Source organism: Oceanobacillus sp. B139/18, from assembly GCF_055524595.1.
The window spans coordinates 1-17,946 of sequence record NZ_JBVFXI010000007.1 but is presented as its reverse complement, the minus strand read 5'-3'; the positions used below and the strand labels follow the sequence as shown (position 1 = coordinate 17,946).

Sequence of the window (17,946 nt, the reverse complement as noted above, 5' to 3'; positions counted from 1 at the left end):
ATTAACGATAGGGAGGGTTTTTATATGAATTATTATGAGAATAAAGATGTAAGAAATCATGTTGAACTAGAGCATACCGTAAAAATAGACAAACGAAAAAACCTTGAAATTACGGGCGTCAAAGAAGTGGACAGCTTTGATAATGAAGCATTCCTTTTAGAAACGGTGATGGGATACTTGATTATCCGCGGACAGAATCTGCAATTGAAGAATTTAGATGTGACAGAAGGTATTGTCACCATTAAAGGAAAAATATACGAGCTTTCCTATGTAGATGATCAGCAGCAGGAGAAAGCTAAAGGGTTCTTTAGCAAGATATTCCGATGACGTTATCTACGCAATTTTTAACACTTATCACGATGATTATAAGTGGGTTTTATCTAGGTGTTGTCCAGGAAACCTTCCGGCGCTTCACGATTTATTGGAAGGGACGATTATTTTTAACTTATTTTTTAGAAATATTATTTTGGATGACCCAGGCCGGCATTTTATTTTATATATTATATCGTGTCAACCAAGGAGAGCTCAGGATTTATATTGTGTTAGCGTGTCTCTTTGGTTTTTCTATTTACCAGGCCTTGGCGAAGCAGCTGTATAAAAAATTATTAGAGCATATGATTCGTGTTTTTAAAGCAATTTATCGGGGTATAGAAAAAATAATAAATTTCTTGCTTATTTCTCCTTTGCAGTGGATATTCTTGACGTTCTATCGTATGATAAAGGCAATTCTGATGGGAGTTTTCAAAATAATAACATGGCTGTGTCTATTTTTATTTACTCCTTTCCGGTGGATAGGGAAAGGGCTTTTTCGCCTTTGTCCACAATCTATTCAAAATTTCTTTCTGCAAATAGCAGGATTTTATAGTAAAATGAAGAATATAGTTTATAAATACGTGTTTAAAAAATATGATTAAGTGGATTTTTTAAGCATCCCAAAATGGATTCAGTCTTATCGAAGGAGGTAAAGCTGTGGAGGAAAGAAAGAAGAAAGTAACAAAGCTTCAATCTAAATCCGTGCACCAGTACGATGCGTACATAGAGCGGCAGAATAGAAAAAAACAGCGTCTTACCAGACGGTTGGTACTGTATGCATTAGTTGTAGCGGTTATCGTAGGAAGTATGTCCATCTATCATTTTAATCAGCGGGCAACAAAGGCAGACAAAATGGAAGAATACGAACAGTTAGAACAGCAGCTTGCAGATTTAGAGCAGCAAGAATCAGATTTAAATCATGAAATCGAACTCCTGCAGGATGAAGAATATGTTCTTGAGATTGCCAGAACTAATTATTTCTTCTCAAATGAAGGAGAACTTATATTTAAATTACCGGATGAAGACCCGTCATATTGACACTTTTTATTTTGATTAATATACTATATATTGAAGAACATTTAATCTTTTAAGGAGGAGCATTTCTTTTATGTCAATTGAAGTAGGCAGCAAGCTGCAAGGAAAGGTAACCGGAATCACTAATTTTGGAGCTTTTGTGGAGTTAGAAGAGGGTAAAACAGGTCTCGTTCATATTAGTGAGGTTGCTGACAACTATGTTAAAGATATTAATGAGCATTTAACAGTTGGAGACGAAGTAACAGTTAAAGTCATTAATGTCGAAAAGGATGGCAAAATCGGCCTGTCCATCAGAAAGGCGAAAGATCGCCCGCAACAAGCACGTCCAAAAAGTCAAAAGAGTCAAAAAGAACGCACAGAGAACTTCGAGTCCAAAATGAATCGTTTCCTGAAGGATTCCGAGGATCGTTTAGCCTCTTTGAAGAAGCACACAGAATCCAAGCGCGGAGGACGGGGTGCGAGAAGAGGATAGTAGTTGCTGTCTATTAATAATGCTCTATGGATAAATAAAAAAGCAGGGACGCTGGTTCCTGCTTTTTTTTTACATGTAGCGAGGATTTCTCCTCCTGGAATGATGAAATCAATTTATTTCGTTTACACAAAAAAACTCATCTCTTTATTTAAAGAAATGAGTTTTTTTATTATTTAGGATAGCGGCGGAGGGGATCGAACCCACGACCTCACGGGTATGAACCGTACGCTCTCGCCAGCTGAGCTACGCCGCCAAGTGAAATCAACAAGAAAAATCATACAACAGACAGCATAAACTGTCAATAGTTTCTCTATAATTTTTTGAAGCTTATTTTAAAATTCTTCCGGATATGATTCCTGCGAACTAAAAAATCCGCGTTTACTTCCTTAATTTCGAAAAGTTCGGTTATCTTGTCGAGGTTATAAAAAAGAACCGCATTTCCCCTCACTTTTTCTACAAATGATGTAGCGATGTTTAAAAAAATGCGGAGGTTTAAAATGAAGTAAAATCCCGTATATGATTTGCAAATCAACGTATCCTCTGCTTTTTTAATGAAACTGGATGAATATCCTAAGGTACACCCTTTTTGTAAAACGATGGTAACTTCCCAAGATTACGTCGAACGATTTTTATAAACTGCCATGTTTTTTTGACAAAAAAAGAAAGCAACCTATGTTTTACTAGTTGGAAAGATGGGAGTGGATAAAATGATAGGTTCAATTCCAAGGGTGGAATCGGGAAGCATTACAATCGAGAAAGCAAGTAAAAAGAGAAAATGGAGAGAACAGATTACTGCGAAGGTCAACCATATATTGATCGCACAGGGCTGGTTATTCTATATTACAGGCTTTTTATTAGGACGAGCTGTCATCCTGCAGACAGTATCTCCATTTGCTGTGGCCTTCATTGCGAGCATGTGGCTTGTCCATCGGGAAAAATCCTTCCGGTCGATGATAGCTGTTATATTAGGGGCGCTGACTTACTCGATGCAGCATGTAGCTTATATTTTTATTGCTTTTATTTTATTTATCTTTATCTCGGCAGCAACAAAATCTTTAAAGCATCAACAGTGGATGCTGCCCATTACTGTCTTTTTTGCAACCAGTCTGCCGAGAATGTTTTTATATTCTCTCCAGGGCACCATATCATCCTTTGAATGGATGATGCTGGCCGTTGAAGGAGTCCTTGGGGCAATCCTTGTACTTATATTTATGCAAAGTATTCCGTTATTATCACCAAAACGATATAAACCCACCTTAAAAAGTGAAGAAATTGTCTGCTTGATTATTCTGATTGCCTCGGTATTAACAGGGTTTATCGGCTGGGAGGTGTACGGCGCATCCTTAGAGCATGTTTTTTCAAGGTATTTTGTTTTGGTGTTTGCCTTTATTGGAGGTGCTGCTATTGGTTCTACGGTGGGCGTGGTGGCAGGAATGATCTTGTCATTAGCCAATGTGGTTAACCTCTATCAAATGAGTCTGCTTGCATTTTCAGGTGTGCTTGGAGGACTGCTGAAGGAAGGAAGGAAACCGGGAACAGCGGTGGGGCTTTTGATTGGGACAGGACTCATCGGTGTTTATGGGGAGAGTGTTGCTTTATTGCCGTCGTTAACGGAATCACTTATGGCTGTGCTGCTATTTTTGATGACACCGGCATCCTGGCTGGAGCAAATTGCCCGTTATATTCCGGGAACAGAAGCATATACAAATGAACAGGAGCAGTACTCGCAAAAGGTCCGAAATGTTACTGCCAAACGCGTGGAACAATTTTCCGATGTCTTTCAGGCGTTATCCAAAAGCTTTGCCGTGACAGACAGGACATTAAGTGATGAAAAAAGGGACGAGAAGCGAGATACCGATTACTTTTTAAGCCAGGTAACGGAAAAAACATGTCAGGACTGCTTTTTAAAGAATAAATGCTGGCAGAAGGAATTTGATAAAACCTATTCGCTGATGGAGACGATGAAGCAGAATATTACCGCCGGGCAGGAGCCCCACCGAAATGTCGTGAAGGAATTTGAGAATCATTGTGTGCGATCGCGCCAGGTCAAGGAGGCAATGCAGTCAGAAATGAGCTTCTATGAGGCGAACCAACAGCTGAGACAGCAGGTGACAGAAAGTAAGCGCTTAGTTTCTGACCAGCTTCAGGGCGTTTCTGATGTAATGAATGATTTTGCTAAAGAAATATTAAAGGAACGGCAGCATCATGAACTGCAGGAATCGCAAATTATTCAAGCTTTGAAACAGATGGGAATCGAATTAGTCCGTTTAGATATTTATCACTTAGAGAAGGGAAATGTAGATATTGAACTAACGACAAGTTTCTACGAATATCATGGGGAAGGGGAAAAATTAATTGCTCCGGTTCTTTCGGAGCTGCTCGATGAGATGATTGTGGTAAGGAATGAGGACATTTCTTCTTTCCCTTATGGATACAGCCACTTCGTCTTTGGATCAGCAAGGGATTTTGAGGTGGAGACAGGGGCGGCCAATGCAGCAAAAGGAGGGGGGCTTGTATCTGGTGACAGCTTTACGACCATTGAGCTGGGCGCAGGGAAATTTGCAATGGCTATCAGCGATGGGATGGGGAATGGAAAGCGTGCAAAGGAAGAAAGTACAGAGACATTACGTTTACTGCAGCAAATTTTGCAGACTGGGATACGGGAAAAGGTAGCAATCAAAACAATTAATTCGATTCTTGCTTTGCGTACTACGGATGAGATGTTTGCAACGCTTGATTTAGCAGTGGTGGATCTGCATAATGCATCTGCTGAATTTTTAAAAATTGGTTCGACTCCAAGCTTTGTCCGCAGAGGGAATTCCATGATAAAAATTGAGGCCAGCAATTTGCCGATGGGGATTATTCAGGAATTTGATGTAGATATTGTCAGTGAGCAGCTAAAGCCGAATGATTTATTAATCATGATGAGTGACGGCATTTTTGACGGCCCGAAAGACGTGGAAAACATTGATATTTGGATTAAACGGAAAATCAAAGAGATGGATACGGAGGATCCGCAGGAAATTGCTGATTTATTATTAGAAGAGGTGATTCGAACCAGATCGGGGGATATTCATGATGACATGACCGTATTGGTTGCTAAAGTAAAGAAAAATACACCGAAATGGGCTAATGTTCCAGTCCGGCAAGAGAAGCTGCTCTCGATGTAGAGCACGCTCAGCTGTATGCTTCTTTCTCTCAAGCCAATCTGCCAAATATACGTATACAGAAGGCATTATTTGGTGATGATGGTAATGGAAGATGAGGAGGTATACATGAAATGAACGCAGGAACATTAAAACAAATTTTGCTATTAACCGATGGCTGCTCCAATAAAGGCGAAAGCCCTGCAACGGTAGCCGGTTTAGCAAACCAACAGGGAATCACAGTGAATGTCATTGGTATATTAGACGATGATCAGACGGAACAGCCAGAGGGTATTCAGGAAGTGGAGGATATCGCTGTATCTGGCGGCGGCGTCAGTCAAATTGTCTATAGTGAACGTTTATCTCAAACGGTGCAAATGGTAACCAGACAGGCAATGACACAAACATTGCAGGGATTTGTCAATAAAGAATTGCGCAGCATTTTAGGAAAAGACCAGTCGATGGAAGAGCTGGATCCGGAAAAACGCGGTGAAATCATGGAAGTGGTAGAGGACTTAGGAGAAACCAGCGATTTAGAGGTGGTGGTGCTAGTCGACAGCAGTGCGAGCATGCGTGATAAATTAGAAACAGTCAAGGAGGCGTTGTTTGACTTATCTATGAGCTTGAATGCACGAGTTGGAAAAAACCGCTTTTGTATTTACCGGTTTCCGGGCAGACGGAACGATATTGAGCTTGTGCTTGATTGGTCGCCGAGGCTGGATGGGATTTCCAAGGTTTTTCCGAAATTAACAAGCGGAGGAATCACCCCGACCGGGCCGGCATTACGAGCAGCAATGTACCAATTTAGCAAAAAGCAGCTACGGAGGAATTCGGATGAAGAACCATTCGACATGGAAGAAACCGGCTATTAGGTTACATTCTCAGCAAAAGATAACAGGGAAGTGGCATCAAAAATCCTATACCGTTGTGAGAAAAATTGGCGAAGGTGCAATTGGAGCTGTGTATCTCTGCATGCATCATGGACGGCCGGTTGCTTTGAAAATAAGCGAACAGGATACGGCTGTAACGGTAGAAGTCAATGTGCTCAAAGCATTGAAAAAGGTTCAAGGATATCGCCTTGGACCTTCTTTATTGGATGTCGATGATTGGAGAGCACCAGGCGGCAGGGTGTATTCCTTTTATGTGATGGAGTATATGGAGGGGCAGACATTAGGTGCGTTTATTCAGGCGAGAGGCAAGAAGTGGCTGGGCGTATTGATGGTTCAGCTGTTAGAGGATTTAGACCAGCTTCATCAGGCAGGCTGGACCTTTGGCGATTTAAAAACAGATAATATTCTTGTGGAATCGAATCCGCCAAGAATCAGACTGGTTGATGTAGGCGGCACAACAAGGATGGGGCGTTCTATTAAAGAATATACAGAGTTTTTTGATCGCGGCTATTGGGGGCTTGGAACGCGCAAGGCAGAGCCAAGCTATGATTTATTTGCGGTTGCGATGGTGTTTCTCCATATCTATTATCCGAGACGCTTTGACCGGATAGCGGGGGAATCCTCTGAAAAGCTGCTTGAGAAAAAGTTGTATCGGGCCAACGACCTGCAGCTCCTGCATCCATTTTTAAAGAAGGCACTAAAAGGAAAGTATTCTACCGCAACAGAAATGAAAAAAGATGTAATGGGCAAGATAAAACAGGTACAGCACAAGCGCAGCCAATATCGAAAAAAAACACAGCAAAAAAAAGTATATCCTGTGAAAGAATCCTTTAGTATTTCTCTGGCAGCCTCTGTTTTTTGGATTATTTCTTTGTTATTGCCTTAAACTGAAAAAAGATCGACTGAAAATATGCTTTTTTGCATCCTCTCTTTTGAACCGTTCCTCAAAAAGGAGTATGATAGAAGTATAGTTAAAATACGGTTTTTTTCTAATTTTATCCTAACCGTATAGGGAGCCAGAACCGATGGATGGAGGAGGAATGAGATGGAGCAGGAAGTGTGTGCATTTATCAGAAGGCACCGCCTAATTCAAAAGCATGCAACGGTTCTTGTCGGCGTTTCAGGAGGACCGGATTCGATTGCGCTATTACATTTCTTGAACAACATTTCATCCAAATGGGAATTAAGCCTTATAGCAGTGACCATAGATCATCAGCTGCGTAACGGAGATTCTGTCGACGATTGTCAATTTGTGAAAGATACTTGTCAGGAATGGGGAATACCCTGCGTGGAAAGAATGGTGGACGTCAGACAATATCAAAAGGAAAAGGGTGTCAGTGAAGAGGTTGCTGCACGTGAATTACGCTATAATGTTTACTTGGATCTGATGCATGAGAAAAAAGCTGATCTGCTTGCTCTTGGACATCACGCCGATGATCAAATTGAAACGATGGTTATGCGAATGGTAAGAATGGCGACCTCAAATGCTTTAAAAGGGATTCCCGTGCGGCGTGATTTTGCCGGCGGTGAAATTATCCGTCCTTTATTAGGGGTGACAAAGAATAACATCCTGGCTTATTTGGAAAAGTATCAATTGAGCTATCAGGTCGATAAAACGAACGCGGATGATACGTATACGAGAAATTATTACCGGAAAAACGTCGTCCCGCTGCTGAAGGAGAAAAATCCGCGTATCGCAGACACCATTCAGACGCTCAGCGAAACGTTAGTCCAGGACGAACAATACTTGCAGGAGCAGGCGAAGGAAATGGTAGAAAAAGTGGCGGAATTTCGGGAAGATACAAGGGAAATTTGTTTTGCAGCAGAAGCGTTTTCAGAGCTTCCTCAGGCTTTACAAAGACGGGCCTTTCATCTAATATTAAACTATCTATATGGAACCTTGCCTAAAGACCTATCTTATATCCACGAAATAAACTTTTTTGACCTGTTGAGACGCCGAAATGGAAGTACAAGTATTGATTTTCCGTTAAGGCTCCGTGTGACAAATATATATGGGAAGATTTATCTGCAATTTGGTCATCAATCATCCGTAAAGTCAGCTCAACCCTCTTTATTGCCAGTTCCAGGTGAAACGGTGCTGTCTGATGGCACAAAGATTGAGGCTGCCATCATCAAAGAAGCCCCGGCAGAGGATGAAGCAACCTTTGTTTTTCCGCTAGATTCGATTTCATTACCACTACATATCCGAGTAAGAAGAGCGGGAGATCGTATGTCTGTAAGGGGACTAAATGGTTCAAAAAAGCTGAAGGATATTTTTATAGATGCGAAGATACCCCAAAATCTGCGGGATAATTGGCCGATAATAGTGGATGATAAAGAGGAGATCCTGTGGGTCGTCGGTCTAAAAAAAGCGGAGACTGCACAAAATGGTAAAGGAATGAATATAAAACTGAAAATTAGCTCATGACGCTGATTAGGAGGAGAAAAAATGGCGCAGGAAACAATTCATAATGAGATTGAAAAAATCTTGGTAAGCGAGGAAGAAATTCAAAAAAAATGCAAGGAGCTCGGTGCAATATTAACAGAAGAATACGAGGGCAAATTTCCCTTGGCTATTGGCGTGTTAAAAGGTGCATTGCCGTTTATGTCAGATATTCTTCGGCATACAGAAATCCATTTAGAAATGGATTTTATGGATGTATCCAGCTATGACGGCGGCACATCCTCCACAGGAGAAGTAAAAATCCTGAAGGACTTGAATACAAAAGTAGAGGGCCGCGATTTAATTATTGTTGAGGACATTATTGACAGCGGACTGACATTGAACTACTTAGTAGACCTGTTTAAATATCGTAAAGCAAATTCCATTAAGATCGTGACACTTCTTGATAAACCGGCTGGAAGAACAGCAGATATTAAAGCAGATTTAATTGGTTTTGAAGTTCCGGATGAATTTGTTGTCGGCTACGGTTTAGATTATGCAGAAAAATATCGAAACCTTTCGTATATCGGTGTTCTTAAGCCAGAAATTTATGGCGGCTGATGGAGAAAATGAAAAGGAAGAAGCCGCGCTTGGGAAGGGACAGGCTGTAAAAGAAAGCCCGCATAAAATAGATTTTTTACTTTGCGGGCAATGCATGTATTTGAAAAATCATCTTGGACGATATCATCCGGGTTTTTGCAATAATTTCTTTCATACATGCGGATGTTCCAAGCGTATGATTATATTTATCGGATTTCTTAAACATTCCAAAAAAATAATTCGTCAAAAATGGTTAAATTATTTGTATAAAGCGATTTTACTATGATACGATTTACTATAGTTTTTCCCCATTTGGGAGGAGGTAAGCAATGAATCAGATATTTCGTAAGGTCTTCGTATGGATGCTCTTATTTATAATCATTATTGGTGTAATCGGAGTATTTAACAATCCAAGTGAAGATCAGGAGCAGTATGATGTACAGCAATTTATGAATGCTTTAAATAATGGTGAGATTAAAGAACTGACCTTTCAGCCGTCACATGGTATCATCCGTTTGACGGGTACATTAATGGACGATGAGACAGAATTTGTTGCTCAGGTACCGGATAATGAAGCACTTGTTTCACAAATTACAAATAGTGCAAGCGAGCAAAGTGAATTAACGGTGGAAGAGGAAGAGCAGCCTAGTCCTTGGCTCACATTCTTAACTGGAATTATTCCATTCTTATTGATTGGTCTATTCTTACTATTCATTCTTAGCCAGGCGCAAGGCGGCGGTGGCGGCGGCCGTGTGATGAACTTCGGTAAGAGTAAGGCAAAAATGTACTCTGAAGATAAGAAAAAAGTCCGCTTTAAAGATGTCGCTGGTGCCGATGAAGAGAAACAAGAGCTTGTCGAGGTTGTGGAATTCTTAAAAGATCCGCGCAAATTCTCACAAGTAGGCGCACGTATTCCAAAAGGTGTACTTCTTGTCGGACCTCCAGGTACTGGTAAAACTTTATTAGCAAAAGCAGTTGCTGGTGAAGCGGGAACACCATTTTTCTCTATCAGTGGTTCTGATTTCGTAGAGATGTTCGTTGGTGTCGGTGCGTCCCGTGTCCGTGACTTATTTGAAAATGCGAAGAAAAATTCGCCATGTATCATCTTTATTGATGAGATTGATGCAGTCGGCCGTCAGCGTGGAGCGGGTCTTGGCGGTGGACATGATGAACGTGAGCAAACATTAAACCAGCTATTGGTGGAAATGGATGGATTTGGAGCGAATGAAGGTATTATCATGATCGCTGCAACAAACCGTGCTGATATTCTTGACCCGGCCCTATTGCGTCCAGGACGTTTTGACAGGCAGATTATGGTAGATCGTCCAGATGTCAAAGGCCGTGAAGCGGTTCTTGGTGTTCACGCTCAAAATAAACCGTTGGAAGATACAGTAGATTTAAAAACGATTGCTATGCGTACACCAGGCTTTTCAGGTGCGGATTTAGAGAACTTACTCAATGAAGCAGCATTAATTGCAGCAAGAGCTGACCGTAAGAAAATCAGTCAGCTGGATATCGATGAAGCCATTGACCGTGTGATTGCGGGACCTGCGAAGAAAAGCAGAGTTATTTCTGAAAAAGAAAGAAATATCGTTGCTTATCATGAGAGTGGTCATACCGTTATCGGGATGGTTCTTGATGATGCAGATGTGGTTCACAAAGTTACCATCGTTCCTCGTGGCCAAGCCGGCGGTTATGCGGTGATGCTTCCAAGGGAAGACCGTTACTTCATGACAAAACCAGAGCTGTTTGATAAAATCACCGGTTTACTGGGCGGACGTGTTGCAGAAGAAATCATTTTTGGCGAAGTGAGTACAGGTGCTTCGAATGACTTCCAGCGTGCAACAGGTATTGCGCATAAGATGATAACCGAATTCGGTATGAGTGATAAGATTGGTCCGCTTCAATTCAGCAGCGGCGGTGGCGGGAATGTATTCCTTGGCCGAGACATTCAAAATGAACAGACCTATTCGGATGCGATTGCACAGGATATCGATAAGGAAATGCAAAATTTCATTAATTACTGTTATGACCGTGCAAAACGTATTCTTACAGAGCATAGAGAGCAATTAGAATTGCTTGCAAAAACATTATTAGAAGTAGAAACACTCGATGCGAAACAAATCAAGTCTCTTTTTGAAAATGGAACGCTTCCTGAACCGGAAGAGGATTCAGATGATGTGAAGGTAAGCATCCATTCGAAGGAAGAAAAAGAGGATGAGGATAAAAAAGGTCTTTCTTTTGAAGAAGCAAAAGAAAGAGCGGAAAAGAAATCCGACTCTTATATTAACGACCCGATTATGGGCGGTGGTTCTGAAGAAAAAGAAACAGATCACACGGATGATAATAAGGAAGATGACTCCGATTCTGATCGTAAAAACTAAAGGATTGGAAAAGATATAGAAAGGAAGCAGCCAAAGGAATAGAAAGGCTGCTTCTTTTTGTTCATTGGACGGATGCTTTTTTGGTTTTTCCTGAAAAGAAGTATGTTATATTAAATTTTAGAGAAACAAAGGAAGGTATGGTGACAGATGTTATTTGTTCTTGATGTAGGGAATACCAATACAGTTCTGGGTGTTTTTGATAATGATAAATTAATTCATCACTGGCGGATAAAAACCGACCGGTATAAAACAGAAGATGAATTTGGCATGCTTGTCCATTCTTTATTTGAATATAAAGGGGTTCATTTTAAGGAAATCACCGGGGTGATTATTTCTTCCGTTGTACCGCCTATTATGTTTGCGTTAGAAAAAATGAGCCGCGATTATTTTGATATAGAACCTGTGGTTATCGGGAAAACTTCTTATGATAAGCTAATTAAGATGAATTATCCAAATCCGTCTGAAGTTGGGGCGGACCGGATTGTTAATGCTATAGCAGGTATTGAAAAATACGGAGCACCGCTAATCATCATTGATTTTGGGACAGCGACAACTTACTGCTATGTGGATGAAGAAGCAAGGTATGCTGGCGGGATTATTACCCCGGGTGTAAATATTTCGATGGAGGCGCTGAACACAAGAGCTTCGAAGCTGCCGAAAATTGAGATTCAGAAACCGCAGCGTGTGATTGGTTCTTCTACTGTTGAGGCAATGACATCTGGTGTATTTTACGGGTACATTGGTCAAATTGATGGGCTGGTCAAACGAATACAACAAGAAAAAGGGACAAACTCAACGGTTATCGCAACGGGTGGTTTGTCTAAACTTATTGCACATGAATCAGAAACCATAGATGCTGTCGAGCCCTATCTCACGTTGAATGGGCTGTATCTTATTTATAAAAAGTATTATCAATAAACGGAGGAATGATGATGGTGAAGGATTATTTAATTAAAGCGACAACCTATGATGGCATGATCCGAGCATATGCTATTACGTCGACAGAAACAGTGGAGGAAGCTCGCCGGAGACAGGATACATGGGCAACAGCTTCTGCAGCACTTGGACGTACCATAACGGTAACAGCAATGATGGGAGCAATGTTAAAAGGGGACGACTCCGTTACCGTAAAAGTAATGGGAAATGGACCAACTGGAGCTATTGTTGCTGATGGAGATGGTAAAGGTCACGTCCGCGGCTATGTTACAAACCCGCATGTCGATTTTGATTTAAATGATAAAGGAAAGCTGGATGTGGCTAGAGCAGTCGGGACAGAGGGGAATCTGAGCGTTATCAAGGATTTAGGGATGAAAGACTATTTCACCGGTGAAACACCGATTGTTTCTGGAGAAATAAGTGAAGATTTCACGTATTATTTTGCAACCTCTGAACAGGTTCCATCCGCAGTAGGCGCAGGGGTTCTGGTTAACCCGGACTTGAGTATTTTAGCGGCAGGCGGTTTTATCGTACAAGTAATGCCAGGAGCGGATGAAGCGGTGATTGAACGGCTGGAAGACCGTATTCAGTCTTTCCCTGCTATTTCTACGCTGATTCGGGAAGGAAAAACACCAGAAGAAATTCTATATACCTTGTTTGACGAAGAAAATGTAAATATATTGGAGAAAATGCCAATTGAATTTCAATGCAAATGTTCGAAAGAGAGACTTGCTAATGCTATCATTGGGTTAGGTAATGAAGAAATCCAGCTAATGATCGATGAAGATCACGGAGCAGAAGCAACCTGCCATTTTTGTAATGAACACTACCATTTTACAGAAGAAGAGCTAGAAGAACTTAAGCAATCATAGGTGGTACATTGATAAAAATGGAAACATGACGAGCTGCTTTGGATGCAGCTAAAATCGGACGACAAATTCGTATATTGCTTTTAGATTAGAAAAATAGGCGTTTTTTTCGCATTTAGGATTGACATTTTCTTAATAAAGAAATACATTATATATAAATCATATAAAAATACTTGGTATTAGGAGGAGTTATATGACAGTCGTTAATAATATTGCAGGTTTAATCGGAGGAACACCCATTGTAAAGCTTCATAATATTGCAGATGAGAATAGCGCAGATGTATATGTTAAATTAGAGTTCATGAATCCGGGAAGTTCGGTAAAAGACCGTATAGCAGCCGCAATGGTAGAAGCAGCAGAGAAGTCAGGGGAATTAAAACCAGGTGACACGATCATTGAACCAACCAGCGGAAATACCGGGATTGGTCTGGCAATGGTGGCTACTGCTAAAGGGTACCAGGCAATTCTGGTTATGCCGGATACAATGAGTCAGGAACGCCGTAATTTATTGAAGGCTTATGGAGCGAAGTTAGTTTTAACTCCAGGAGCGGAAGGAATGAAGGGCGCTATTGCTAAGGCGAAGGAATTACAAGAAGAAAACGGTTATTTTATGCCGCAGCAATTTAATAATCCAGCTAACCCGGAAATTCATGCAAAAACAACTGGTAAAGAAATTGTAGAGCAGATGTCAGATGGATTAGATGCTTTCATTTCCGGTATTGGTACCGGCGGAACAATTACTGGTGCAGGGAAAGTGCTAAGGGAACATTTTGACGGTATTAAAATTTATGCTGTGGAGCCAAAGGATTCTCCAGTGCTTTCTGGTGGAAATCCTGGACCTCATAAAATTCAGGGAATTGGCGCAGGCTTCAAACCAGAAGTGCTTGATACATCAATTTATGATGAGGTACTTCCGATCGGAAATGAAGAATCCTTTGAAACAGCGCGTAAAGTTGCTACTACAAATGGAATTCTGGGAGGAATTTCTTCTGGAGCAGCGGTTGCTGCAGCGTTAAAAGTAGCAAAAGACCTAGGAAAAGGGAAGAAGGTTCTTGCCGTCCTTCCTGATAACGGAGAGCGTTACCTATCTACAGCGCTGTATCAATTTGAAGACGAAAAATAAATCTCGGAATGTAAAAGGAATCAGCCGTATTGAAGCTGGTTCCTTTTTTACGTTAATCTTTCTTAACCAGCGCTTTCCACTTTTGTTCTTTACCTTCTTAGGGTAGGATGTAGAATAGATATATTTTTAACAGAGAAGGGGCGGATAATGCAAGTGATGCAGGCAAAAGAGTTTCAATTAGATTTAAATAAACGGACGCATATAATGGGGATATTAAATGTGACGCCGGATTCCTTCTCGGACGGGGGACAATATACAGATATTGAAAAGGCGGCTGCCGCAGCGAAGAAAATGGAGGAAGATGGAGCAGATATCATTGATATCGGCGGAGAATCCACCAGGCCGGGCCATACTCCTGTCAGTGCGGAAGAAGAAGCAGAGCGTATTATCCCGGTTATTGAAGCGTTAAAAAATGATTTGCAGATACCTATATCCGTGGATACATTTAAAGCATCTGTAGCAGAGCAAGCAGTAAAAGCCGGCGCTTCTATGATAAATGATATTTGGGGAGCAAAAAAAGAACCGGAAATTGCTGCGGTTGCTGCCCGTTATCAGGTGCCCATTATTCTTATGCATAATCGAACGGATATGGACTATGGGGACTTTATTTCGGATGTGAAAGCAGACTTACAAGCAAGTGTTTCTATTGCTAAACAAGCCGGTGTAGAGGATAAACAGATTATTCTTGACCCAGGTATCGGCTTTGCAAAAACAATGGAGCAGAATCAATATATGATTAAAGAACTGCAAGAGCTGAATATATTTGGTTATCCGCTGCTTTTGGCAGCATCCCGTAAAAGATTTATTGGTGATATTTTAGATGTTCCTGCAAATCAAAGAGATATCGGGACGGCAGCAACGACAGTAATTGGAATTGCTAAAGGCGCCCGTATTGTTCGTGTACATGATGTAAAGGCGAACCTGGAAGCGGCAAAAGTAGCAGATGCGATTTATTATACGAATCTATAAGGGATAGGAATAGAGGAGAGAGCATGTTTAAAGAAAGGATGGACAAGGATGGACAAAATTATTCTAAAACGAATGCAGTTTTATGGATATCACGGGCTGTTACCTGAAGAAAATACGTTGGGGCAGCGTTTTTATGTGGATGCTGACCTGTACCTGTCTTTAAAGAAGGCGGGACAGTCTGATGCAATGGAGGACTCCGTTCACTATGGGGAAGCATATGAAAAAATAAAGCATGTCGTAGAGGGGGAAAGGTTTCATTTGATTGAAGCGGTGGCAGAAGCAATTGCAGATGAGCTCTTTACTTCTTTTGAACAATTGGAGGCATGTTCCATCCGTCTAACAAAGCCGGATCCACCGATTCCGGGCTACTATGAATCGGTAGCTGTAGAAATTTATAGGGAGAGAACGAAATGAATCAAGCATTTATTGCTCTCGGAACAAATATTGAACCGAGAGAAGAACATCTGACGCAAGCATTAGACTTATTAGAGACAAATGAATATATCTCTATCCAAAAAAAATCTTCTATATATGAAACTGCGCCGGTTGGATACCAGGACCAGGCAGATTTTTTAAATATGGTATTAGCGCTTCAAACAAATTTATCATCCATGGATCTGCTTGAGGCTTGTCAGCAGATTGAAAAAGAACTCGGCAGAAAACGTGATATCCGATTCGGTCCGCGGACGATTGACCTTGACATTTTGACATTTAATTATGAAAATAGTACAGTAGAAAGATTGATTATACCGCATCCCCGCATGCATGAGCGGGCTTTTGTATTAATTCCATTAGCAGAAATCGCTCCGGGTTTTGTTGTACCTGTACAAAAGAAGACTGTAGAAGCCTATTTAGAAGAACTTCCAGAGAAGGATAAGGCGGACGTCAGACTGTGGAAGACAGAAATATAAAACGAAGCTTCATTCCGTGGGAGTTTCACGGGTGATTCTCCGTGATGATAAAGCAATAACTGTTTTAATGACAAGGTTAGAAGATATCATAATTAATTAAGAAGTGGAGTGGTAGAAGTGTCAGAAGAATTGAATGAACATATGCAGGTAAGACGTGACAAACTCACAGAATACATGGAAAAAGGATTGAATCCATTCGGTGAAAAATTTGAACGTACGCATTTAACAAACGATCTAGTTGAAAAATATGATCAATATTCTAAAGAAGAGCTGGAGGAAATTCCAGATGAAGTAACGATTGCAGGACGTTTAATGACAAAGCGCGGAAAAGGGAAAGCGGGATTCGCGCATCTTCAGGATTTAAGCGGACAAATTCAATTATATGTTCGTAAAGATGCAATTGGCGAAGAGGCATATGATGTATTTAAATCAGTGGACTTAGGTGATATTGTCGGTGTGACAGGGGTTATGTTTAAAACAAATGTTGGAGAATTATCTGTTAAAGCGAAAGAATTTCATCTATTAACCAAATCACTGCGCCCGCTGCCAGAAAAATATCATGGCTTAAAAGATATTGAACAGCGCTATCGTCAGCGTTATCTTGATTTAATCACTAATCCGGACAGCAGAGATACGTTCGTAGCCCGCAGTAAGATTATTCAATCCATGCGTGAATATTTAAATGCTCAAGGTTATTTAGAAGTAGAAACACCGATGATGCACAGTATTCCGGGCGGAGCATCTGCGCGTCCATTTATTACGCATCATAATGCGCTGGATGCTGAATTATATATGCGTATTGCAATCGAACTACATTTAAAACGCCTTATTGTCGGCGGGTTAGAAAAAGTATATGAGATAGGCCGTGTATTCCGTAACGAAGGGGTTTCCACAAGACATAACCCTGAATTTACAATGATTGAACTATATGAAGCATATGCGGATTATCATGATATTATGGATCTTACGGAAAACTTAATTGCACATATTGCAAAAGAAGTATATGGAAAAACGACGATTCAATATGGCGATGAGGAAGTAAACCTTGAGCCTAAATGGACAAGACTGCATATGGTAGATGCGATAAAAAAAGAGACAGGTGTAGACTTCTGGCAGCACTTATCGAATGATGAAGCACGTGCTTTAGCAAAGGAATATAACGTAGAAATTACAGATGCGATGACTTTCGGACATATTGTAAATGAATTCTTTGAGCAAAAGGTAGAGGAAACACTCATTCAACCTACATTTATTTTTGGACATCCTGTAGAAATTTCTCCTCTCGCTAAAAAGAACAAAGAGGATGAGCGTTTTACAGATCGTTTCGAGTTATTTATTGTAGGAAGAGAGCATGCTAATGCCTTTAGTGAGCTGAATGACCCGATTGACCAGCGCCAACGTTTTGAAGCGCAAGTGAAAGAAAGAGACCAAGGAAATGATGAAGCACATTATATGGATGAAGACTTTTTAGAAGCATTAGAATATGGTATGCCACCAACTGGCGGTTTAGGAATTGGAGTAGATCGTTTGGTGATGCTGTTAACAAATTCGCCTTCTATTCGGGACGTACTGTTATTCCCGCAAATGAAAAATCGTTAATTAACCATTATATTATTGTTGAAAGCACCGCTGGAAGGTTACTCTTCTGTCGGTGCTTTTGTATGTATACGTAAGGGAGTGAAAGAGAGGAAAACCTTTGAGAATAGTGATTTATTAAGGGGTTTTAAAACTGCTTCAATAAAATGAATTATAGAAATATTTAACTTGTACTATTTTATTTTAAAAAAGACTTGCTTTCGGTTTGGAATCATGATAAATTAATTATCGTTGCATAACGCAATGCGCATCACACAAACGATTCAACAGATTAACAACAAAATAAATTTTAAAAAGTTGTTGACAACGAATTGCAGATG

General features: G+C 40.7%; 17 protein-coding genes and 1 tRNA gene. 17 read left to right on the top strand and 1 reads right to left on the bottom strand.

Going from position 1 to position 17,946, the window contains the following annotated elements; all coding sequences use genetic code 11:
* The first annotated feature begins 24 nt into the window (after nt 1–24).
* The 4 genes from yabP (at nt 25) to ACZSMY_RS18115 (ending at nt 1,819) form a co-directional block, all read left to right on the top strand.
* Nucleotides 25–327, top strand: coding sequence for a sporulation protein YabP (yabP, locus tag ACZSMY_RS18130; protein ID WP_042528565.1), 303 nt, complete (start codon nt 25–27; stop codon nt 325–327).
* Nucleotides 324–914, top strand: a complete 591-nt coding sequence (yabQ, locus tag ACZSMY_RS18125) for a spore cortex biosynthesis protein YabQ (RefSeq protein WP_042528564.1) — start codon at nt 324–326, stop codon at nt 912–914. The genes yabP and yabQ overlap by 4 nt, the downstream gene beginning before the upstream one ends.
* A gap of 55 nt (nt 915–969) precedes the next feature.
* Nucleotides 970–1,350, top strand: coding sequence for an FtsB family cell division protein (locus ACZSMY_RS18120; protein ID WP_042528563.1), 381 nt, complete (start codon nt 970–972; stop codon nt 1,348–1,350).
* A gap of 70 nt (nt 1,351–1,420) precedes the next feature.
* Entirely contained in the window at nt 1,421–1,819 is a 399-nt protein-coding gene (locus ACZSMY_RS18115) for a S1 domain-containing RNA-binding protein (protein WP_042528562.1), read from the top strand.
* Nucleotides 1,820–1,998: 179 nt separating this feature from the next.
* Here ACZSMY_RS18115 and ACZSMY_RS18110 read toward each other — a convergent pair.
* Nucleotides 1,999–2,072, bottom strand: a tRNA-Met gene (locus ACZSMY_RS18110).
* Nucleotides 2,073–2,526: 454 nt separating this feature from the next.
* Here ACZSMY_RS18110 and spoIIE point away from each other — a divergent pair.
* The 13 genes from spoIIE (at nt 2,527) to lysS (ending at nt 17,629) form a co-directional block, all read left to right on the top strand.
* Nucleotides 2,527–4,989: a stage II sporulation protein E gene (gene spoIIE, locus ACZSMY_RS18105; RefSeq protein ID WP_042528561.1), complete on the top strand. Its 2,463-nt coding sequence runs from the start codon at nt 2,527–2,529 to the stop codon at nt 4,987–4,989.
* Nucleotides 4,990–5,099: 110 nt separating this feature from the next.
* Entirely contained in the window at nt 5,100–5,837 is a 738-nt protein-coding gene (locus ACZSMY_RS18100; RefSeq protein ID WP_465148120.1) for a hypothetical protein, read from the top strand.
* On the top strand, nt 5,800–6,741 hold the full coding sequence (locus tag ACZSMY_RS18095) for a serine/threonine protein kinase (RefSeq protein ID WP_193065214.1): 942 nt from the start codon (nt 5,800–5,802) through the stop codon (nt 6,739–6,741). The genes ACZSMY_RS18100 and ACZSMY_RS18095 overlap by 38 nt, the downstream gene beginning before the upstream one ends.
* A gap of 159 nt (nt 6,742–6,900) precedes the next feature.
* Nucleotides 6,901–8,283 carry a tRNA lysidine(34) synthetase TilS gene (gene tilS, locus ACZSMY_RS18090; RefSeq protein WP_465148119.1) on the top strand — a complete coding sequence of 461 codons (1,383 nt, stop codon included), beginning with the start codon at nt 6,901–6,903 and terminating at the stop codon, nt 8,281–8,283.
* 21 nt (nt 8,284–8,304) lie between these two features.
* Nucleotides 8,305–8,859, top strand: coding sequence for a hypoxanthine phosphoribosyltransferase (gene hpt / locus ACZSMY_RS18085; protein ID WP_084612793.1), 555 nt, complete (start codon nt 8,305–8,307; stop codon nt 8,857–8,859).
* Between the two features lie 308 nt (nt 8,860–9,167).
* The gene (gene ftsH / locus ACZSMY_RS18080; protein ID WP_193065216.1) at nt 9,168–11,222 is read left to right on the top strand and encodes an ATP-dependent zinc metalloprotease FtsH; all 2,055 of its coding nucleotides are present in this window, start codon (nt 9,168–9,170) and stop codon (nt 11,220–11,222) included.
* Between the two features lie 147 nt (nt 11,223–11,369).
* Nucleotides 11,370–12,140 (top strand): type III pantothenate kinase, encoded by a 771-nt coding sequence (locus ACZSMY_RS18075; protein ID WP_042528555.1) that lies wholly within the window; start codon nt 11,370–11,372, stop codon nt 12,138–12,140.
* A gap of 17 nt (nt 12,141–12,157) precedes the next feature.
* Complete coding sequence (hslO, locus tag ACZSMY_RS18070) at nt 12,158–13,030, top strand: Hsp33 family molecular chaperone HslO (RefSeq protein ID WP_042535596.1); 873 nt, start codon at nt 12,158–12,160, stop codon at nt 13,028–13,030.
* Nucleotides 13,031–13,220: 190 nt separating this feature from the next.
* Entirely contained in the window at nt 13,221–14,150 is a 930-nt protein-coding gene (cysK, locus tag ACZSMY_RS18065) for a cysteine synthase A (protein ID WP_465148118.1), read from the top strand.
* Nucleotides 14,151–14,297: 147 nt separating this feature from the next.
* Complete coding sequence (gene folP, locus ACZSMY_RS18060; RefSeq protein ID WP_465148117.1) at nt 14,298–15,119, top strand: dihydropteroate synthase; 822 nt, start codon at nt 14,298–14,300, stop codon at nt 15,117–15,119.
* Between the two features lie 48 nt (nt 15,120–15,167).
* Nucleotides 15,168–15,533 carry a dihydroneopterin aldolase gene (gene folB / locus ACZSMY_RS18055; RefSeq protein ID WP_193065218.1) on the top strand — a complete coding sequence of 122 codons (366 nt, stop codon included), beginning with the start codon at nt 15,168–15,170 and terminating at the stop codon, nt 15,531–15,533.
* The gene (folK, locus tag ACZSMY_RS18050) at nt 15,530–16,030 is read left to right on the top strand and encodes a 2-amino-4-hydroxy-6-hydroxymethyldihydropteridine diphosphokinase (RefSeq protein WP_193065219.1); all 501 of its coding nucleotides are present in this window, start codon (nt 15,530–15,532) and stop codon (nt 16,028–16,030) included. Before folB ends, folK begins: the two co-directional genes overlap by 4 nt.
* A gap of 117 nt (nt 16,031–16,147) precedes the next feature.
* The gene (gene lysS / locus ACZSMY_RS18045; RefSeq protein WP_193065220.1) at nt 16,148–17,629 is read left to right on the top strand and encodes a lysine--tRNA ligase; all 1,482 of its coding nucleotides are present in this window, start codon (nt 16,148–16,150) and stop codon (nt 17,627–17,629) included.
* Nucleotides 17,630–17,946: the final 317 nt, after the last annotated feature.